The 18,177-nt window shown below is 65.7% G+C and carries 20 protein-coding genes and 1 tRNA gene; 8 read left to right on the forward strand and 13 right to left on the reverse strand.

Annotated elements, in window-relative coordinates:
• Nucleotides 1-4: 4 nt before the first annotated feature.
• Nucleotides 5-583, reverse strand: coding sequence for a methylated-DNA--[protein]-cysteine S-methyltransferase (locus FBZ93_RS23255; RefSeq protein WP_146988838.1), 579 nt, complete (start codon nt 581-583; stop codon nt 5-7).
• Nucleotides 584-787: 204 nt separating this feature from the next.
• On the opposite strand from FBZ93_RS23255, the gene FBZ93_RS23260 reads away from it, so the two are divergent.
• The 4 genes from FBZ93_RS23260 (at nt 788) to FBZ93_RS40725 (ending at nt 3,000) form a co-directional block, all read left to right on the forward strand.
• Complete coding sequence (locus FBZ93_RS23260; RefSeq protein ID WP_246667611.1) at nt 788-2,308, forward strand: 4-amino-4-deoxy-L-arabinose transferase; 1,521 nt, start codon at nt 788-790, stop codon at nt 2,306-2,308.
• 111 nt (nt 2,309-2,419) lie between these two features.
• Nucleotides 2,420-2,493 (forward strand) — tRNA-Gly (locus FBZ93_RS23265).
• Between the two features lie 42 nt (nt 2,494-2,535).
• Nucleotides 2,536-2,787, forward strand: a complete 252-nt coding sequence (locus tag FBZ93_RS41970) for a DUF3551 domain-containing protein (RefSeq protein WP_146988841.1) — start codon at nt 2,536-2,538, stop codon at nt 2,785-2,787.
• Nucleotides 2,788-2,829: 42 nt separating this feature from the next.
• A complete protein-coding gene (locus tag FBZ93_RS40725; protein ID WP_167529180.1) occupies nt 2,830-3,000 on the forward strand; it encodes a hypothetical protein in 171 nt (56 codons plus the stop codon).
• A gap of 356 nt (nt 3,001-3,356) precedes the next feature.
• Here the strand turns inward: FBZ93_RS40725 and FBZ93_RS23275 are convergent, their stop codons facing one another.
• Nucleotides 3,357-4,376, reverse strand: coding sequence for an LLM class flavin-dependent oxidoreductase (locus FBZ93_RS23275; RefSeq protein WP_146988843.1), 1,020 nt, complete (start codon nt 4,374-4,376; stop codon nt 3,357-3,359).
• A 292-nt stretch (nt 4,377-4,668) separates the two neighbouring features.
• Between FBZ93_RS23275 and FBZ93_RS23280 the strand changes: the two genes are divergently transcribed.
• The 4 genes from FBZ93_RS23280 to FBZ93_RS23295 all read left to right on the forward strand — a co-directional run bounded on the left by FBZ93_RS23280 (nt 4,669) and on the right by FBZ93_RS23295 (nt 8,236).
• Entirely contained in the window at nt 4,669-5,835 is a 1,167-nt protein-coding gene (locus FBZ93_RS23280; protein ID WP_146988845.1) for an NADH:flavin oxidoreductase/NADH oxidase, read from the forward strand.
• A 38-nt stretch (nt 5,836-5,873) separates the two neighbouring features.
• Nucleotides 5,874-6,803: a dihydrodipicolinate synthase family protein gene (locus FBZ93_RS23285; RefSeq protein ID WP_146988847.1), complete on the forward strand. Its 930-nt coding sequence runs from the start codon at nt 5,874-5,876 to the stop codon at nt 6,801-6,803.
• 129 nt (nt 6,804-6,932) lie between these two features.
• Nucleotides 6,933-8,036 (forward strand): hypothetical protein, encoded by a 1,104-nt coding sequence (locus FBZ93_RS23290; RefSeq protein ID WP_146988848.1) that lies wholly within the window; start codon nt 6,933-6,935, stop codon nt 8,034-8,036.
• A complete protein-coding gene (locus FBZ93_RS23295; RefSeq protein WP_146988850.1) occupies nt 8,036-8,236 on the forward strand; it encodes a hypothetical protein in 201 nt (66 codons plus the stop codon). Before FBZ93_RS23290 ends, FBZ93_RS23295 begins: the two co-directional genes overlap by 1 nt.
• Nucleotides 8,237-8,251: 15 nt before the next feature.
• Here FBZ93_RS23295 and FBZ93_RS23300 read toward each other — a convergent pair whose 3' ends face one another.
• The 11 genes from FBZ93_RS23300 to FBZ93_RS23350 form a co-directional block, all read right to left on the reverse strand.
• Complete coding sequence (locus FBZ93_RS23300) at nt 8,252-9,478, reverse strand: DUF445 domain-containing protein (protein ID WP_146988852.1); 1,227 nt, start codon at nt 9,476-9,478, stop codon at nt 8,252-8,254.
• Nucleotides 9,479-9,508: 30 nt separating this feature from the next.
• Nucleotides 9,509-10,348 carry an EcsC family protein gene (locus FBZ93_RS23305; protein WP_146988854.1) on the reverse strand — a complete coding sequence of 280 codons (840 nt, stop codon included), beginning with the start codon at nt 10,346-10,348 and terminating at the stop codon, nt 9,509-9,511.
• Nucleotides 10,345-12,462 (reverse strand): heavy metal translocating P-type ATPase, encoded by a 2,118-nt coding sequence (locus FBZ93_RS23310; RefSeq protein ID WP_146988856.1) that lies wholly within the window; start codon nt 12,460-12,462, stop codon nt 10,345-10,347. Before FBZ93_RS23310 ends, FBZ93_RS23305 begins: the two co-directional genes overlap by 4 nt.
• A gap of 26 nt (nt 12,463-12,488) precedes the next feature.
• Nucleotides 12,489-13,046, reverse strand: a complete 558-nt coding sequence (locus tag FBZ93_RS23315) for an HMA2 domain-containing protein (RefSeq protein ID WP_146988858.1) — start codon at nt 13,044-13,046, stop codon at nt 12,489-12,491.
• Between the two features lie 136 nt (nt 13,047-13,182).
• Nucleotides 13,183-13,575: a DUF5132 domain-containing protein gene (locus tag FBZ93_RS23320; RefSeq protein ID WP_146988860.1), complete on the reverse strand. Its 393-nt coding sequence runs from the start codon at nt 13,573-13,575 to the stop codon at nt 13,183-13,185.
• A gap of 267 nt (nt 13,576-13,842) precedes the next feature.
• Nucleotides 13,843-15,012, reverse strand: a complete 1,170-nt coding sequence (locus FBZ93_RS23325; RefSeq protein WP_146988862.1) for a cytochrome P450 — start codon at nt 15,010-15,012, stop codon at nt 13,843-13,845.
• A 107-nt stretch (nt 15,013-15,119) separates the two neighbouring features.
• Nucleotides 15,120-15,911 (reverse strand): helix-turn-helix transcriptional regulator, encoded by a 792-nt coding sequence (locus FBZ93_RS23330; protein WP_146988864.1) that lies wholly within the window; start codon nt 15,909-15,911, stop codon nt 15,120-15,122.
• Between the two features lie 155 nt (nt 15,912-16,066).
• Nucleotides 16,067-16,429 carry a nuclear transport factor 2 family protein gene (locus FBZ93_RS23335; protein ID WP_146988866.1) on the reverse strand — a complete coding sequence of 121 codons (363 nt, stop codon included), beginning with the start codon at nt 16,427-16,429 and terminating at the stop codon, nt 16,067-16,069.
• Between the two features lie 93 nt (nt 16,430-16,522).
• Nucleotides 16,523-16,843: a cupredoxin domain-containing protein gene (locus FBZ93_RS23340; protein ID WP_167529181.1), complete on the reverse strand. Its 321-nt coding sequence runs from the start codon at nt 16,841-16,843 to the stop codon at nt 16,523-16,525.
• A gap of 11 nt (nt 16,844-16,854) precedes the next feature.
• The gene (locus tag FBZ93_RS23345) at nt 16,855-17,376 is read right to left on the reverse strand and encodes a DUF4142 domain-containing protein (protein ID WP_146988868.1); all 522 of its coding nucleotides are present in this window, start codon (nt 17,374-17,376) and stop codon (nt 16,855-16,857) included.
• A 93-nt stretch (nt 17,377-17,469) separates the two neighbouring features.
• Nucleotides 17,470-18,159: an RNA polymerase sigma factor gene (locus FBZ93_RS23350; RefSeq protein WP_146988870.1), complete on the reverse strand. Its 690-nt coding sequence runs from the start codon at nt 18,157-18,159 to the stop codon at nt 17,470-17,472.
• Nucleotides 18,160-18,177 lie beyond the last annotated feature (18 nt).

The following is an 18,177-nucleotide window of genomic DNA, read 5'->3' on the forward strand; positions in this document are numbered from 1 at the left end:
AGATTTAGGCGTGCGGCCGGGGCCGTGCAACGGGCAGCAGAACGTCGAACAGGGTCTTGCTGGTGGTCGGCTGGGCGCCCTCGATCGAGAGCAGCCGCCGCTTGGAGATGCTGCCGCCGTTCGCTGAGATCCGGTCAGGATAGTGGCCCGCCTCGAGCACGCGGTGGCAGGGCACGATGATCATGAAGGGATTGCGGCCGAGCGCCTGTGCCACCGAATAGACCGCGCCGGACGCGCGCAGCGCGCTGGCGACCTCGTCATAGGTCCGGGTCTCGCCGCGGGGAATGCTGCGGACTATCTGGTAGACGCGCTGGTTGAAGGCTGGGATGCCGCTCATATCGAGCGCAACGCCTGTGAGGTCACCATCGCCGCCGCGCATCATCGTAGCGATGCCCTCGATTGCGACCTCGATCTCCTCGGGTGGCCGCGTCTCGCGCGCATCGGGGTAAAGCTGGAACAGCCGCTTGCGGGTTTCGATCTCGCGGAGCTCGGGAAGCTGGACACCGGCCACGCCGGCGTCGCCCCATGCGATGCCGCATCGGCCGATTGCCGTGTCGAAAATGGTGTACCCACGCCCCGCCATGACGCCACGAGCCCCCACGCGGGCGAGCATAACATCGTCGCGGTCCGGCGCATCCGAAAATCTTGACGTTTAGTTAAGCATGTTGCGGCCGGCGCTGTGTGACCTCGACAACGTCCGGTCACGCAGCTTCCAGTCACGCATCTTAAAGGCTTTGCCCGCTATCTGGTCGGCGGCATGCTGCTCCAAAAGACGATCTTTGGGACGATGACGAGCACGAGCGCCGAAGCCGCGCCCGGCAGCGCCGCCATGGCCGGGCGCGCGAGCGGGGGTTTGCACCCGCTGTTCGCGTTGCTGCTGCTGGCGTTGGTGATCCGCCTTGCGGTCGCCGTCTGGCCCAACGTGATTTATCCCGACGAGATCTTTCAGTATCTCGAGCCGGCGTGGCGGATGCTCGGCCATGACGGCATTTTGACGTGGGAATGGCGCGAGGGGATTCGCGGTTGGTTCCTGCCGACCTTGATGGCCGGGCCGGTTGCCCTGGGTGATGCGATTGCGCCTGGTGGCGCAGGGGCCTTCCTGGTGCCGCGTCTGATCGCCGCTTGCGCCTCGCTGTCGATCGTGGTCAGCGCCTGGTTCGTCGGCGCGCGGGTCTCGCGAACCCATGCCGTCGTCACGGCCTTTGCCGCCGCGACCTGGTTCGAGTTGTTCATGCTCGCGCCCCACACATTGGGCGAGCCGCTGGCGACCGCGCTGATCGTGCCGGCGGCGCTGCTGGTCACCGATCGTCCGTCGCAGCGGCGTGTCGCGATTGGCGGCGCCTTGCTCGCTTTCGCCTTTGTCTGCCGCTTCCAGTATGCGCCGGCGATCGCCGTGCTGGCGCTTGGGCCATGCTGGACACGCTGGCGAAACCTCGTTCCGCTGGTCGCCGGCGGGCTCGTTGCGCTGCTGCTTGCCGCCGCGATCGACCTTGCGCATGGCGCCGTGCCGTTCGCCTGGTTGATCGCGAACATCAAGGAAAACCTCGTCCACGATCGCGCCATCGAATTCGGCGTGTCGCCGCCCTCGGCCTATCTGATCGACTTCCTGACCGTTTGGTCGCTGGCGATCCTGCTGCCGCTCGCTGCGATCTGGCGCGGCTGGCGGCATGCGCCGCTGCTGCTGGCCGTGGCGCTGGTCAACCTCGTCTTCCACAGCCTGATCACGCACAAGGAATACCGCTTCGTCTTCCTGTCGCTGGTGCTGTTCATCATCGTCGCGGCGTTGGGCTCGGCCGATTGGGTGCAATCGCTGCGCGCGAAAGGTGCATGGCGCCGCTGGGCGTTGCCGATCGTGCTCGGCGGCTGGGCGCTGCTGTCGGTGGCGATGGCCGGCGCCAGCGACGGGATGCGCGAGTACTGGATGCGCGGCGTCGGCGCAGCGCGGCTCGCCGCCGAACTGCGCAGCGATCCAAAGATGTGCGGCCTTGCGCTCTACAACGTTCGCTTTCAGCAATTGCCGGGGCGGGAGCGATTGGTGGGCCCGGCACCGCTCTATGCGCTGCAGCCCGCCGATCCGCTCGCCGAGCTGATTCTGCCGCCGCTGCTGCTGCAGGCGACCAGGCCGGCCTTCAATCGCATCCTGGCGCGGCCCGAGGCCGCAGGCGATCTGCCGGCGGATTTTTCAAAGCAAGACTGTGCCCGCGTCGGCTTCAGCGATGCCTGCATCTATGCACGCGGCGGGAGCTGCGATGCATCCGCCGCTGCGCCCTTTGTCATCAATGACGTGCTCGTGAGGATGGGCCAGTAGCGCGCGGCGGTGCTGCGACCTTCCGTCAATGCACGCTTGATCCTAAGCCGCCGCCCGGGCTATGGTCCGGCGGGTCGCCCCCATGGGGTTCGACCTCAAGCAATTGAGATCGCGGGCGTAGTTCAATGGTAGAACGGCAGCTTCCCAAGCTGCATACGAGGGTTCGATTCCCTTCGCCCGCTCCAATCCTCAGGCAAGAATCGCGCGAGCATTTCAGGAGACGAGACGTGAGGTTGCTTGCAGCGCTGTTGCTCTCGCTCGGCGCGCTTTGCATGACGACGCCGGCATCGGCGCAAATGTATGACCCTCGCTACCCCGTCTGCATGCATGTTTACGGGGAACTGCTCGGCGAGCGAATGGATTGTATCTTCACATCGTTGCAGCAGTGCCAGGCCAGCATAGCGGGCAATCCGGCCACCTGCCTGGTGAACCCGTTCTACGCGCCAAGATCGGGACGTCCTGGCAGGCCTGAACGATGACCCTTCCGCTCGTCCCTGCGAGCGTTCATTCGAGATCGATGCATGGAATGGTGGTACTTCGCGCTGCTTGCTGTCGTCCTGATCGGGTGCGTGTTTGCCGTCCGCGCCCGGCGCGGCAGGGATTCGGACGGGGATCAGGAACTCAACCGGCGGATCGACGAGCGTATCGATCGTCTCGATCTCGATCGCCGCACGCGTGACCGGGACCCTTGACCGACCCCGCGCGGGGGTCCCGGGATATTACGGCGGTCTGTTCACGCAACGTGCGCGCCTAACGAACTGTACTCAACCTGTTCTTCTCACAACGCGCAGTTATGTTTCCGTAGTTCTCCGCGTTTGAGAACGGAGTTCCGCCGGAACGTTTCAGCGTGTTCCGGGACTAGCCTTTTAGAACCGGCCATCCTCCGGCAGAGAACGGTCGGTTCAAGCCCGCGGCCGGTCGTCGCTCTCAACCACACCCCCTAGAAGACGGCCGCCGCGGGTCCTGATCTCCTCGGCGTGACGGGTGCGCTTCTCGGCGGCAATCAGCCGCGAGCAGAAGAGGGGATCGTTGACGTTCCTCGCCGAATTCAGCGCCAACCCATCGCGGGCGCGACGTGCGTCAAAATGCTCTCGATCACATGCGCGTTGTAGGCGACGCCGAGTTGATTGGGGACGGTCAGCAGCAACGTGTCGGCCTCCGCGATCGCCTCATCCGTCTTGAGCTGCTCGATCAGCCTGTCTGGCTCGGCGGCGTAGCCGCGGCCGAAGATCGCGCGTGTCCGCTCGTCGATGAAGCCGATCTGGTCTTCCTCCTGCCCGTTGCCGAAATAGGCGCGGTCGCGATCGTCGATCAGCGCGAAGATGCTGCGGCTCACCGAGACCCGCGGCTCACGGGTGTGGCCGGCCTCTTTCCAGGCGGCGCGGTAGGCCCGGATCTGCGCGGCCTGCTGGATGTGGAAGGCCTCTCCGGTCTCGTCGCTCTTCAGCGTCGAGCTCTGCAGGTTCATCCCGAGCTTCGCCGCCCAGACCGCGGTCGCGTTCGAGCCGGCGCCCCACCAGATCCGCTCGCGCAGGCCTTGCGACAGCGGCTCGAGCCGCAGCAGGCCGGGCGGATTGGGAAACATCGGCCGCGGATTGGGCTGCGCAAAGCCTTCCCCGCGCAGCATGTCGAGGAATATCTCGGCATGACGCCGGCCCATGTCGGCGTCGGTCTCGCCTTCGCCCGGCTGGTAGCCGAAATAGCGCCAGCCATCGATCACCTGTTCGGGCGAGCCGCGGCTGATGCCGAGCTGCAGGCGTCCCTTCGCGATCAGGTCGGCCGCGCCGGCGTCCTCGATCATGTAGAGCGGATTTTCGTAGCGCATGTCGATCACGGCAGTGCCGATCTCGATCCGGCTGGTCCTGGCGCCGACCGCAGCCAGCAGCGGGAAGGGCGAAGCCAGCTGGCGGGCGAAGTGATGCACGCGAAAATACGCGCCGTCCGCACCGAGTTCCTCGGCCGCGACCGCGAGGTCGATGGATTGCAGCAACACGTCCGCGGCGGAGCGGGCCTGGGATTGCGGGGAGGGCGTCCAGTGCCCGAACGAGAGGAAGCCAATTTTTTTCATGTCGGCAATGTAGGCATGTCCGACGCGAATTGCGATCCGTGGCGTGATCCCGGGCATGACTGAAAGTCAGCCGGACATGACCGAAAGTCATCAAGGGATAGTGGAATGTGTTGACCAGCCGCGTGAATATCCCGCGGCAGATATTGCGGGTTTTGCGGATCGTGCTGTCGCCCGGGTGCTGCATGCGTGCAGGTCCTGCCGCCTGCGCTGTCGCGCGACTTGCGATTGCGGGACGCGCCGCCTAGCTTTCGGCCGCCATTCTTTCCGCCACCACGCTCTACCGCAGGTCCCGATGCCGCAGCCGTTTCTGTTTCAGCCGATCACGCTTCGCGGCGTGACCTCCCGAAACCGCATCTTGATTTCACCGATGTGCCAATATTCGGCGACCAACGGCCTCGCCAATGACTGGCACCTTGTTCATCTTGGTAAATTTGCTCAGGGCGGCGCCGGGCTCGTGATGGTCGAGGCCGCGGCGGTCGCCGCCGAGGGGCGCATCACCCATGGCGATGTCGGCATCTGGAATGACGAGCAGATCGCGCCGCTCGAACGCATCGCCGCCTTCCTGAAGGACAACGGCGCGGTGCCCTCGATCCAGCTCGCGCATGCCGGCCGCAAGGCCAGCATGCAGCGCCCCTGGTACGGCAATGCCGCGCTCGACGAGGCCGACCACGTCCGCGGCGATCTGCCGTGGCGGACGGTGGCGCCGAGCGCGATCCCGATGGAGGAAGGCTGGCTGATGCCGCACGCGCTCGATGTGGCCGAGCTCGCCGCGCTGCGCGAGCAATGGCGCCGCGCCACCTTGCGCGCGGTCGAGGCCGGCTTCGAATTCGTCGAGGTGCATTGCGCGCATGGTTATCTCTTGCACGAATTTCTTTCGCCATTGTCGAACCGCCGTAGCGACGCCTATGGCGGCGACCGTGCCGGGCGGATGCGCTACCCGCTCGAGATCATCGAGACCGTCCGCGCGGCCTGGCCTGCGGAACGGCCGCTGGCGGTGCGGATCTCCTCGGTCGACGGCGTCGACGGCGGCCTGACGCTCGAGGACCAGATCGCGTTCGCGCGCGAAGCCAAGGCGCGCGGCGCCGATTTGATCGATTGTTCGTCGGGCGGCCTGCTCGGCTCGGCAACCGCGGCGCGGATTCCGCGCGGCTATGGCTTCCAGGTGCCATATGCGAACGAAATCCGGCGTGCCGCCGAGATCGCCACCATCGCGGTCGGCCTGATCCTGCATCCGCAGCAGGCGGAGGATGTGCTGGCAAACGGCCATGCCGATCTGGTTGCGATCGGGCGCGAGGCGCTGTTCGATCCGAACTGGCCGCTGCATGCCGAGCTTGCGCTTGGCGGCGGAAGCGGCGAAGTGTTCGCATCCTGGCCGAAGCAGTATGGCTGGTGGCTGGAGCGCCGCGAGCCGGGCCTGCGCCGGCTCGAAGGTCCGCCGCTGCCGTTCCGCAGCGCCTGATACACAAGCTACGACGGATCACGAGGGAGGATTTTGACATGACGAGTTCGGCACAGCGCCCCTATCGCGGCGTCTTCCCGGTGGCGCCGACCATCTTCGACGCCAACGGCAACCTCGATCTCGACGGACAGCGGCGCTGCGTCGATTTCATGATCGATGCCGGCTCGCACGGCATCTGCATCCTCGCCAACTTCTCCGAGCAGTTCGTGCTGACCGATGCCGAGCGCGAGACCGTGATGCATGCCGTGCTCGAGCACGTCGCGGGCCGCATTCCCGTGATCGTCACCACCACGCATTTCTCCTCGGCGGAATGCACCGCGCGCAGCCGCGAAGCACAGGCCGCCGGCGCCGCGATGGTGATGATCATGCCGCCCTATCACGGCGCGACCTTCCGCGTCGGCGAGCCGGCGATCTACGAGTTCTATCGGGTCGTCTCGGATGCCATCAACATCCCGATCATGATCCAGGATGCGCCGGTCGCCGGCACGCCGCTCTCGGTCGATTTCCTGGCGCGGATGGCGAACGAGCTCGCCAATGTCAGGTACTTCAAGATCGAGGTGCCGATGGCCGCGAACAAGCTGCGCGGCCTGATCGAGAAGGGCGGCAGCGTGATCGAGGGACCGTGGGACGGCGAGGAGGCGATCACGCTGATGGCCGATCTCGATGCCGGCGCCACCGGTGCGATGACCGGCGGCGGTTATCCCGACGGTATCCGCCAGATCATCGATCCGTTCCTCGCCGGCCGCCGCGACGAGGCCGTGCAGGCCTATGCGCGCTGGCTGCCGCTGATCAATTACGAGAACCGCCAGTGTGGGCTGCAGGCCTGCAAGGTGCTGATGCGCGAGGGTGGCGTCATCAAGTCGGATGCGGTGCGGCACCCGTTGCAACCGCTGCACCCGGCGACGCGCGCCGGGCTGATCGAGATCGCGCGCTCGCTCGACCCGGTCGTGCTGCGCTGGGGACGCTGAGCGCGTCCACCCGGCTGCTGCATTCACATAACCGTCAACAAGGACCTCTACCGTTCCCGGCCGGTACGGGGAGCGGGGATTTTTGCCCCGCTTGTGCACGTTGGATACGTCTGACCGCTCGGGCAGAGGATGATCGAAACCTTCCGGGTTGGCGGCTTTGCGATGCGCTACGGGCATTTCGTTCCGCGGCTCTACAACTATTGCCGGTCGCTCGGCTTTGAGCGGCAGCACATGCTGCCGTCACGCGCCTTCTGCTCCGATGAGAGCCAGGGCTATCCGGTGATGCTGCTGGCCCAGCATTTCGGAACGTTTCCGTTCGACCATGGGCGGGTCGGCGGCAAGGTCGCGATCAATCGCCACGGGCCCTATGCCCATCACGGCGAGGACCTGGTGCTGATCCAGGCCAGCCATGTCGGCTACAATCCCGATGACGGCCGCTTCGGCGTCTATCAGCGCCACCGCACCGATGGCTGCAGGTTCGGAGATTGCTGCGGTAAGCTCTGCGGCGTGCTCCGCTGGTACGAGGACGAATACGCCCATGCCTGCCGGCAGGTGCAGTGCGGCCGGCTCGACGGCGAGCCGGTATTCCAGATCGACAATCAGTATCTCGACGACAGCCGTAGCGAAGGTGTCCTTCTGCAGCTCGATCGCATGGTCGAGACGCCGCCGCAGCCGCTGACCGTGCTGAGCACGTCGAAGGTGTTTCGTGCCGGTGCCGCGATCCGCGAGCGGCTCGGCGACGCCTGCTTTCGCGAGACACCGGCGCCGATCGGGACGGCGCTGTCGCCCGACCTGTTTCACTTCCGCCGTGCGCCGGCCGAAGGTCCCGACGGCCACGACATTCTCGAGGCGGCGCTCGCTCCGATCATGCCGACGCTGGTGACGTCGCCGCATCCCGCGCTGGATGCCGCCCGCTACGTCACCCAGGCCGAGTTCGATCGCACCTATCGGAGCATCCTGCGCGAGCCGGCGTTTGCGACCAAGAACGTCCTGTTCGTCTCCGGCCTGAACATCGACGTGTCGCCGCGTGAGCAATTCCCGTTTCCGTTCACCAAATTCGTGCCCTGGGCCGCCTATGCCCGGCTGCGCGACGGCCGCTCGTTCCTGCTGGAGCAGGAGCAACTGGTCGAGACCTTGCGCCGGATGCCGGGCGAGAATCCGGACTGCCTGTCGTTCGACGGGACGATCGCGCAGATGACCACCGCTCCGGAAATCCGCATTCCGATCGGCTGATGGATATGACGACGCTTCCTGCCCTGCGCGCGAACACTGCTCCCGAACCGCGTCTCCAGCGCCTGGATTTCGCCGACCGCGACCGCGGCTTGACGCGCCGCCATTTTATCCTCGGTTGCCTCAGCCTGGCGGCAAGCCAAATGGTGTGCCTGCTCGACAAACTCCAGCAATTGCCGCTGCTGCGGATTCGCTTTCCTTGATCGCGGGCGAACGCGTTAGAGCCAGCGCGAGACGGAGAAGATCAGCAGGCCGACCAGCCCGCCGACCACGGTGCCGTTGATCCGGATGAATTGCAGATCGCGGCCGACCTGCAGTTCGATCCGCATGATCAGCGTTTCGGTGTCCCAATTCTCGACCACCTTGCGGATGAAGGCTGCGATCTCCTGGCGCCGCGATGCGACGGCGCGCAGCGCGGCGACGCGAAGCCAGCGGTTGATACGGTCGCGCATCTCGGCATCGTCCCGGACCCGCGCGGCGACCGAGATCAGGGCGGTTTCGATCGCGTCGGCGATTGCCGCCGAGGTCGCCGCGGAGTTCAGCCGCGCCTCGATGGCGTGCCACATCGCATCGATCTGTCCGATCACGGCGGGATTGTCGAGCATCTGCTGCTTCAGCTCCTCGCCCCTGGCGAGGTAGTCGGGATCGGTGGCGAGGCGGTCGATCAGGCGCTCGATCTCGGCCTTGAGCTCGATGCGCCAGGGATGATTCGGCTCGCGCATCTCGTCGAGCGTCTGGCTGACGCCGGAGATGACGCGGTCGGCCACCATGCCGTCGACCCATTTCGGCACAAACCGGTAGGAGCGCTGCGAGACCTTCTTGCGGATCGTCTCCTTGTTGTTGGCGAGCGCCACGCTCGCCGATGTGATCAAGCGCTCGACCAGCGCCTGCGCATTACCATGGGCCCATAGCAGCGCCAGCACGCGTGAAGCGAGCGGGGCCGCCGGAACCGCGGCGATTCCCTGCCGGGTCCGCCGGGTCAGAAAGGCGTTGATCTCGGCGCTCGGCGTTGCCTGCAGGGCCTGATGGACCGCTGAGACGGTGCGCTGGGCCGTGCTGCGGGCGTGCGTCGGCCGCTCGATCCAGTGCGCCGCCCAGCCGGCGATGTCGACGTCGCGGATGCGATCGCCGACCACGCGGGGCGACAGGAAATTGTTGGCGATGAAGCGGCCGAGCGCGACCGCGATGCGCTGCTTGCTCTGCGGAACGATCGCGGTGTGCGGAATCGGGATGCCGAGCGGATGACGGAACAGCGCGACGACCGCGAACCAGTCGGCGCAGGCGCCGATCATGCCGGCTTCGGCGAAGGCACGCGGATAGGCCAGCCACGGCCAGTGCGGCTGGGCCGTAGAGGTCGCCAGGAAGACCAGCAGCATGACCACGAGCAGGGCCGTGGCGAGCGCCCGCATGCGACGGAGGTCGCGCAGCCTGGTGTCTTGAAGCACGGTGCCGATGTCCAATTGCTGCCAACCGCCTCATGCCGTCGCGACGCCGCGCCGCGGCGCGAGCCCGGCTGCGATCGCCGCATAATGTTGCCGAACGCCGGCGCTGCCATGGGCCCGCTCCAGCCGGCGCACGGTGAAGTGTCCCTTCGCGATCTTCTGGAAATGGTCCATGAAGATGACGTTGACGGTCGCGCCGAACGCCGCGCCGATGATCGGCACCGCGCCGGCCGCGGCCTTGTCCGAAACCACCAGGCCGAACCGGGAGACGATCTCGCTGACCAGATTCGAGATCACGGGGGCGGAGGCATCGACCGCGCCGCGCTCCAGGATGTAGGCGGCGGCGTCGCTGGTGTATTTGCTGATCAGCGCGCGGGCGGCGTAATAGCCGACATCGATACTGTCGTCCGTCCGCTTGGTGCCGTAGGCGAAGACTTCGAGACAGGCGAGCCTCGCCTCGATCTTGGAGAGGTCTTCGCCCTGGTGCCGCGCGATTTCGGCGATCGCGCGCAGCATCAATGTCGTGGTCAGGGGAAGTTCGACCGCGAGCGCACCGAAGCCGAACAGGCCGCTCACGCCCCCGGTTACACCTGCGAGGAACGATGAAAAGGTGACGGCGGGTGCAGGCGGCGGCTTCTCGTCGAGCGTGTCGACGGCAACCTCCAGTCCCTTCATCACCGCGGTACGCACCAGCCCGCTGAGCTGGCGGTTGGCGGCTTTCGGCAGCAGATTGAGGACGCGATTGACGGGGACGCCGGCATAGTCGGCGATCCGTGCCGCGAGATTGGAGCTCTCCAGCGTCTTGACTGCGGCTTGTAGCGCGGCGTGATCGCCGGGAGGAAGGACAACGAGCTGGGTGACATCCTGGCTCATTGATACCTGAGAATTGGCCGTATGCCGTTGAAGCTCGCGAGGATCGCCGAGCCATTGCTGATCAGTGCGGTGACCTCGGGCGTGATCAGGCCGCCCGGCAGGGCGAGGCCGAGCGCCAGCGTGTTGAGCGCGGCGACGATGGCATAGTTCTGCTTGATCAGGCTGACGGCACCTTGCGAGATCTCAACCGCCTTGACGAGCTTCCAGAGCGAATCCTCCATCAGGATGACGTCGGCGGATTCGTGCGTGACCTCGGCGCCATGCTTCATGGCGATCCCGACGTCGGCGAAGCTGAGCGCCGGCGAATCGTTGATGCCGTCGCCGACCATCGCGACCCTGCGCCCCTGGCGCTGCAGCTCCTGGATGACGCCGGCCTTGTCGGCCGGCAGCATGTCCGCGAAGTGCTCGGTCAGTCCGAGATTTTCGCAGACGGCGCGCGCCACCACCGCGTTGTCGCCGGTCAGCATGATGCTGTTCTTGACGCCCAGCGCATGCAGCCGCTGGATCACCGAACGGCTCTCCTCGCGGATCTCGTCGGAATAGGGCACGAGGCCGGCGAGCTTGCCGTCGACGGCGATATAGAGGCTCGAATAGCCGCGCTGGTCGAGCGCCGCGCGATCGAGCGCCGAGGCATCGACGGCGATCTCGCTCTGGCGCATGAAGCGCTGGTTGCCGACATGGACGTAGTAGCCGTTGACCTGGCCCTCGACACCAAGGCCAAGGCGGTAGGTGGTCTCGTTGCAGGGCGGGATGTTCACCGCCAGCTGCCGGGCCCGCGTGCGCAACGCTTCGGCGACCGGGTGCTGCAGCTTGGTCTCGGCGGCGGCAGCGAGCCCGAGCAAATGGTTCGGCGTGATCGAGTTCTGATAGGAGATCACGTCGATGACGGCGGGCGTGCCGTGGGTGAGGGTGCCGGTCTTGTCGAACACCATGGTGTCGATCCCGGCGAGCTTCTCCATGTGGCCGCCGCTCTTGATGATCATGCCGGTGCGGGCGGCCAATGTCATCGAGGACAGCACCGAGGTCGGCGCCGCGACGCGGATGCCGGTGCCGTAATCGACGATGACCAGCGACAGGAAGCGGTTGAAGTCGCCCGAGACCATGGCGGTGCCGGTGGCGAGCGCCAGCGTCGGGGTCACCAGCCGGTCGGCGAAGCGTTCGGCATGGTTCTGCATCCGGGTGTCGCCGATCGGCGCGGATTCGATCAGCCGGACGATCTGGCCGGCGGTGGTCGCGGTTCCGACGCGCAGCGCACGCAAGGTGATCTGGCCCTCGCGGATCACGGTGGCGGCGAAGGCGGCTTCGCCCTTGCCGCGATGCACCGGCAGGCCCTCGCCGGTGATCGTCTTCTGGTCGATGGTGGCGGAGCCGTCGATGATCTCGCCGTCGACCGGGATCATCTCGCCGGGATACACCACGACGATATCGCCGTTCTTGAGCTCGGCGGCCGGAATCGACACCACCTCGCCATCGCGCAGCAGCCAGGCCGTCTTCGACTGGAATTCGAGCAGTTCATTGATCGCCCGCCGCGAGCCTGCCGCGGTGAGGTCGCGGATCCAATCGCCGAGCTTGATCAGCCAGGTGACGATGCAGCCGGCCAGCGGATTGCCCTGCAACATCGAGGCGCTGATCGCGAGCGTGTCGAGCACGTCGATGTTCAGCCGGCTCTCGTTGGCCCAGACCTTCCAGGCGCGCTTGGCAATCGGGATCGCATTCCAGAGCATCAGCGGCATGTTGATCGCTGCGATCACGGGGTTGGCGCTGAAGGCCATGAACAGGGACAGCGTCGGCAGCGCCAGCGGCGAGCGCTTCGAGACCTCCGGCACGCTGGCGCGCGGCGTGCCCGCGTCCGGCATGGGGTTGGCGCACAGCGCCTTGAGATCGGCGAAACTCATGCCCTTGAAGCTGTTCAGCAGCACGAGCAGCCGTTGCTCGTGAGCCGGATCGTATTCCAGCACGAGGCTTGCGCAGTCGTAATTGATCCGCGCGGTCCTGATGCCGTCCTGCGCCCGCAGCCAGTCGAGGCAGGTCTCGCCCAGCTTGCGATCGCGCCCGAGCGCGGGAATGCTCAGACGAATGCGCCCTGGCATGGAGTGGCAGAAGCGGAAGTCCATGGATTTGCGCTCTCGCCCCTGGCGGGTCAGGCCGTCGCGCCGGCCGGCTCCGCCTGATCGGCGGTGGCCATGTTGGCCTGAATCATGTGGTTGAGTGCAAACACCGCCAGCGTGACCCAAACCGGCGTCGCCGCGGTGGCGCCGACCTCGAACACGGTGAAGCCGGCGATGCCGGCTGCCAGCACGATCTTCAGATCGATCACGTTCCCGCTGGCGATCTTGATGCCTTGGTCGAAATCCCTGAAGAAGTCGACGATGACCTTGGCCGTGTGCGAATGCTCGGCGAGATATTCGGCTTCCTGTTCGATCTTGTTCGCCAGCGCGTCGATCTCGTTGGTCGGCGGCTTGTAGTGACCGCCGGTGTGATGCTCCAGCCGGCCATGAAACTCGTCGTGGCGGTCGGTGTCGTAGTGTAGCACGACGCTTCCCGTCGTCGGGTTGACGATGACGTTCTCGATGCCGGGAATGACGCTGAAGGTCTGCTTGATCTGTTCAAGAAGCTCGGGGTTTTCCTTGGCCGACGGCACCTTCATGCGGATCCGGCCCGGAACCTGGTGCGCGATCTGCAGCTTCATCTTGGTCATCGCATTCCTCTCACAGCGTTCCAACGCCGGCGCGGGACGCGAATGATGCCGTCGTCAAATCCGATTGCGCGCCGTGTCGGCGTCGCAAGGCCGATCGGCGGCGCATGTCGCCGCCTTGCCGCCCGTCCGGCCCCGCTCAGGCCGCAGACGAAGCCCGGCTCTCGGCCGCCTTGCCTTCCTGGGCCTGGTTCTCGGCCTTCACTTCCGCAACGATGTCGTTCACCTGCTCGTGCGCTTCGGCAAACATCTCGCGCGACTTCTGTGCGAACTTGTAGGTGCCGCGAACGGTGGACTTGAACAGCGGATTGAGTGCGCCCGCCAGCTTCGGCAGATATTTCGGCGCCGCGACTGCGGCAACGCCGAGGGCAAGTCCCGGCAGCAAGGCAGCTTCGAACACGGCCGCACCGACAGCCACCACCGCGACGACCGCGACCGTCTTGTTGATGCCGCCGCCTTCCTCGGAATCCTGTTCGGGGGCGTCATGGTGGAAGGCGGTATCGTGACTGCTACCATTGGTGTTCGGGTTCATCGGAAATCCCTTGTGACCGCACAACTAACTGCAGTTTCATCAATAACGGCGGATTGAAATGGATTCGTGACAGTTTGATTACAGTCGTCCGACCGGTTGCGGCGGCATGGTGTCGCGGCGCAACAAGATCCATATTTCCGGGCCGAGCGCGCGTCCGCACCGGCGTCCGAAGCCGCGCTTCCATGTCTTCGTGTGTCTGCGTTGCCGGACTTAAACAAATCCGGCCGCAAGCACGCTTTCGTTTCCGGCAATCGGCGGCGTGGCGCCTTACCGGTCCCACGTCACCGGCAAATCGAGCAGGCCGCGGAACGCCCAGCCGCCGATCCGCGGCGGCTGGTCCTTGATCAGGCGCAGATTCGTCAGCCGGTCGAAGATCGCGGGCAGCGCGACGTCGGCGACCATGGCGCGCGAGGCCCAGGCGCCGGCGCAGAAATGCGGACCGGCGCCGAACGCGATGCTCTTGCTGGCGTCGCGGCGCACGTCGAACGCGTCGGGCCGGTCGAAGTGCTTCTCGTCGCGGTTCGCCGAGCCGAACATCAGGAACACGCGCTCGTTGGTCTCGAATGCGACGTCCCGGATCGTCCAGGGCTTTGCGATCCGCCGCGGCGACATCCCGATCGGCGAGATCCAACGCGCATATTCCTCGAACACCTGCAACCACGGAACCGCGCCGCTGGTCGCCAGCGCGAGCTGGTCCGGGTGGGTCAGCAGCGCCCACACCGTGCCGGCGATCGCATCACGCGGCTCGTTCTGGCCACCCGAGATCGCGAGCTTGATGTTGGCGCGCACGCTCTCCATCGGCATGTCGGTCTGCAGCAGCACGCCGAGCAGGCTGAGGTCGGGCGTCTTGCGCAACACCGGCACCATGTCGTCGATCGCGGCGTCGATGCCCGAGGTCGCCGCATGGCAGCGCGCCTCGATCGCGCCATCGCCGACATAATTGGCGATGCCGTCGATCATGCCCTGCGACCAGGCGTTCATGTCCTGGAAGCGCATGTTGGTGAGGCCGGTGATCGATTTCAGGCATTCGGCCGAGAACGGCAGTGCGAACGCCTGCACGAAGTCGACCACGCCGTCCGGCGACAATTCATCGAGAATGCGCGTCGCGTGTCCGGCAAACTGCGCGGTCCAGTGCGATCGCACCGTCTTTGGCGAGATCGCCGGGAAGATCGCCTTGCGCTCGTTCATGTGCGCATCGCCGTCCTTGCGCATCATGTTGTGGCCCATCAGCCTGTTCATCAGCCCCTCGGGCTGGTGTGATGAGAACACGTCGATCTGCTTCTCGGAGACGAAGATGTCGTCGCGATTGCACAGCAGCGTGCTGCCGAGCTGCGGCACGAAGGCGATCGGCGCCTCCTTGCGCATGCGCGCCAAGGTCGGATAGGGATCCTGCCAGAAGGCGGGGACGTCGATGTCGAAATGGGGAGCGGTGCTCACGGCAAGATCTCGGGTTGGCCTTCGGGTTTCGAACCGAGCATAGGCGCCCGGGCGCTGCCGGTCTGTCCCTACCGTTGGGGACAGGAGGAAGCGGCCGCTTCGACGCTTCAGTTCAACTGCCGTGCCGACGCCATCAGCCGCAGCGCGATCGCGAACAGCTCGTTCTGCGAGGAGATGCCGAGCTTGTCATAGGCGCGCTTGCGATAGGTGAGGGCGGAGTGCAGCCCGATGCCGAGATCGGCGGCGATCGCCTCCGAGCTGAGGCCCGAAAGGATGCGCAGACAGACCTCCTTCTCGCGCCCGGTCAGCCTGGCGAGCGGCTCAGTGGTTGCAAACAGCGTCTTCAGCCGTTCGATCGGGTCGGCGTCCGGCTCGCGCTGGAAGTGTCGTGCCACGGCGGCGGTCAATGCGGGCGCGACCGCGGCCAGGCGCGCGATCTGCTCGCGGCTGAAGCGGCCTTGCGCGGTGATCTGGTAGAAATTGACATAGAAGCAGGTGTCGCCGGTCCAGATCGCGGAAGCGAACTTGTCGATGATGTCGGAATCGTCGAAGAAGATCTTGCGGTAGCCGTCGCTGTACATCCGGCGGGCAAAGGTCGGCAGCAGGATCGGTTCCGCCTGCGCCTGCCCCTCGAACACCGCGTCGCGGTTCGGATCGGCCTGGTGGAAATGTTCGGAATAGGCGATCCCGAGGTCACGCCCGGTCGGGATGTTGCCGACGTCGAGCAGGCACGCGGCGGACCGTGGGCCTGTGAACGAGAACACCATGCAGTGACCGACCCCGGCGACGCGGCGCAGTGCGCCGATCAGGGCCTGCGGAAAGCCGTCGCGGCCGATCGCCAGCAGCGCCGGCGTGATGTCGCTGACGACAGAAGTCTTGAAGGCGTGATCGGCCTTCATGGCGTCCTCCCCTAAGTTTCGGGAAGACTAGCAGCGACGTCCGCGGGGTGGAAGCGGTTGGCCGGGCGTCCGCCATGACGTTCTGGATCCATCCCCTCGTCATTCCGGGCTCGACGCTGCGCGTCGCCCGGAATGACGGCCGTGGGGACATCGCCTCAGGCGCCCGGCACCTGGTCGAGGAAGCCGGTGATGCTCTTGATCCGGCCGTCCTTGAGCATGGCGAAGTCGGTGCCCTTGATCGGGCTGTCGATGCCGTCGGGCCCGAGGCCCCAGGAGAAGCGGACGTGATCGCCGAAGCCGTTCGGCTCGCCGATCAGCTTGAACTTGAAATCCGGAAACTTCTGCTGCACGCCGGCGATCAGCGCGTCGACGCCCTCATGGCCGTCGCCACTCATCAGCGGATCGATATAGCGCGCGTCGGCGGTCCAGTTTTCGCTCAGCATCTCGCGGCGCCGGCTCGGCGTGCGCTCGTTCCAGAGCTCGATGTAGTTGCGGGCGATGGTCGTGTGGTCGGTCATGGTGCTCTCCTTCGATGTGCCGGATTGTGCGGCTGTCCTCACTATCGAAGGTTCGCTTGTGCCGATCGATTACCTCAGAGGTCATCGCGCGAACTACGGCGCGATTTTCAAAACGGCCTTCATGTTGGGATGGAAGCGGCAGTAATAATCGACCGTGCCGGCCTTGGTGAGAACCGACTTGATCGTCTGCTTCGGCGCGATCGTCACGTCGAAGTCGCCGTTCTTCGCGGTGGCGGTGTGGGCCAATATATCCTTGTTGACCCATTCGACGGTGTCGCCGACCTTGGCGGATGCCTCGGCCGGCGAGACCACCAGATTCTCCATCACGATCTGGATGGTGGCGGCATGTGCCGGGACGGCTATCGCGCCGAGCGCGAACAGAGCGAGCGTCGTGAGATAGCGTCTCGGTAACATCACCCGTCTCCTTACTTCAGGCTGGCCGCGACATGTTCGGCATGCTGCTGATGGCCCTGGAAGATCTTCAGGCCGGTCTGCAGCAGGCCCTTCAGCTCGGGATTGCTGGCCGACGGAATCAGCTGCGTCTCCAGCGCGGTATTGACCGTCTTGTGGTAGGCGACCTCGTTGTCGACATAGGCCTTGTCGTAGGCCGCGCCCTTCAGCTTGCCGAGCTCGGCGAGCTTGTCGGCGGCCTGCTTCGACAGCGCCTTGCTGGTGTCGTTGTCCTCCGGCGTCACCTTCAGCTTCTTGACGAGGTCGAGCGCCTGCTTGTTGACCGCCTCGTGGTCGCGCACCATGTCCTTGGCGAACGCCTTGACCTCCTTGTTGGAAGCCTTCTTTTCGGCTTGCTTGGCGGCGTTGATGTCGATCACGCCGGCCGTATAGGCGATGTGCGCGATCTGCGGATCGGTCAGCTTGGCGCCCTGCGCCAGCGCAGCCCCTGAGAGAAGGCTGAGCGCGGCGACCGCGATGCTCAATCGAACGAACATGGTTTGACACTCCTGTTGAGCCGGCATAGCGCGCGGCACGTCGTTGGTTAGACAGGAGTTGGATGGTGCAGACGGCCAAAGGTTCCCGAAAACCTATGCTGCAGTGCCGAGCCGTTTCAGAACCGCCTCGGTCAATCGCTCGCAGCGTCTGCCCGCGAAGGGAAAGGCCTCCATCACGATAGGGCCGATCTTCCGCTCGACATTGTCGCGCAGCATGGTCCGGGCGCGGTGCAGGCGGGTCTTCACGGTTTCCGGCTTGAGGCCGAGGATGTCGGCGGTTTCCTCGACATTCATGCCCTCGATCACGCGGGTGATGAAGACGAGGCGGAACGCCTCGGGCAGCTCATCGATGGCGTGCTCGACGACCTGCTGGATCTCACGCTGGGCCATGGATTTTTCCGGATCGTCCGTTGACGACAGGGGGAACTGGATGATCTGCGCTTCAAGGGCGCCTTTCGGCAGCTCGGACCACTCCACGTTGCTGCGCCTGCTCCGCACGCGGCTGAGCGCCTCGTTGATCGCGATCCGCGACAGCCAGGTCGAGAGGCTGGAGTCGCCGCGGAACTGGTCCAGATGGGTGAAGGCGCGCACATAGGCGTCCTGCACCGCGTCCTCGGCCTCGTTGTCGTTGCGCAGAATGCCGCGCGCCAGCCGAAACAGCCGGCGGTTATTCGCCTGCATGATGGCGCGGATCGCGGCCTCGTCGCGGGCGATCGCGCGTTGCACGAGCTCGGCATCGCCCGAGCTGACCGGCGGCAGGGACGTGACATGGGCCTGGCGCATGGCGGGATCGCCCTTCAC

This window comes from Bradyrhizobium macuxiense, assembly GCF_007993935.1.
Taxonomy (GTDB): Bacteria; Pseudomonadota; Alphaproteobacteria; order Rhizobiales; family Xanthobacteraceae; genus Bradyrhizobium; species Bradyrhizobium macuxiense_A.

Bases quoted from the DNA above. Each gene is read 5' to 3' on its own strand.
- FBZ93_RS23255 (WP_146988838.1), bottom strand. From the start codon at position 583: ATGGCGGGGCGTGGGTACACCATTTTCGACACGGCAATCGGCCGATGC.
- FBZ93_RS23260 (WP_246667611.1), top strand. From the start codon at position 788: ATGACGAGCACGAGCGCCGAAGCCGCGCCCGGCAGCGCCGCCATGGCC.
- FBZ93_RS40725 (WP_167529180.1), top strand. From the start codon at position 2,830: ATGGAATGGTGGTACTTCGCGCTGCTTGCTGTCGTCCTGATCGGGTGC.
- FBZ93_RS23275 (WP_146988843.1), bottom strand. From the start codon at position 4,376: ATGAAAAAAATTGGCTTCCTCTCGTTCGGGCACTGGACGCCCTCCCCG.
- FBZ93_RS23280 (WP_146988845.1), top strand. From the start codon at position 4,669: ATGCCGCAGCCGTTTCTGTTTCAGCCGATCACGCTTCGCGGCGTGACC.
- FBZ93_RS23285 (WP_146988847.1), top strand. From the start codon at position 5,874: ATGACGAGTTCGGCACAGCGCCCCTATCGCGGCGTCTTCCCGGTGGCG.
- FBZ93_RS23290 (WP_146988848.1), top strand. From the start codon at position 6,933: ATGATCGAAACCTTCCGGGTTGGCGGCTTTGCGATGCGCTACGGGCAT.
- FBZ93_RS23295 (WP_146988850.1), top strand. From the start codon at position 8,036: ATGGATATGACGACGCTTCCTGCCCTGCGCGCGAACACTGCTCCCGAA.
- FBZ93_RS23305 (WP_146988854.1), bottom strand. From the start codon at position 10,348: ATGAGCCAGGATGTCACCCAGCTCGTTGTCCTTCCTCCCGGCGATCAC.
- FBZ93_RS23310 (WP_146988856.1), bottom strand. From the start codon at position 12,462: ATGGACTTCCGCTTCTGCCACTCCATGCCAGGGCGCATTCGTCTGAGC.
- FBZ93_RS23315 (WP_146988858.1), bottom strand. From the start codon at position 13,046: ATGACCAAGATGAAGCTGCAGATCGCGCACCAGGTTCCGGGCCGGATC.
- FBZ93_RS23320 (WP_146988860.1), bottom strand. From the start codon at position 13,575: ATGAACCCGAACACCAATGGTAGCAGTCACGATACCGCCTTCCACCAT.
- FBZ93_RS23330 (WP_146988864.1), bottom strand. From the start codon at position 15,911: ATGAAGGCCGATCACGCCTTCAAGACTTCTGTCGTCAGCGACATCACG.
- FBZ93_RS23335 (WP_146988866.1), bottom strand. From the start codon at position 16,429: ATGACCGACCACACGACCATCGCCCGCAACTACATCGAGCTCTGGAAC.
- FBZ93_RS23340 (WP_167529181.1), bottom strand. From the start codon at position 16,843: ATGTTACCGAGACGCTATCTCACGACGCTCGCTCTGTTCGCGCTCGGC.
- FBZ93_RS23345 (WP_146988868.1), bottom strand. From the start codon at position 17,376: ATGTTCGTTCGATTGAGCATCGCGGTCGCCGCGCTCAGCCTTCTCTCA.
- FBZ93_RS23350 (WP_146988870.1), bottom strand. From the start codon at position 18,159: ATGCGCCAGGCCCATGTCACGTCCCTGCCGCCGGTCAGCTCGGGCGAT.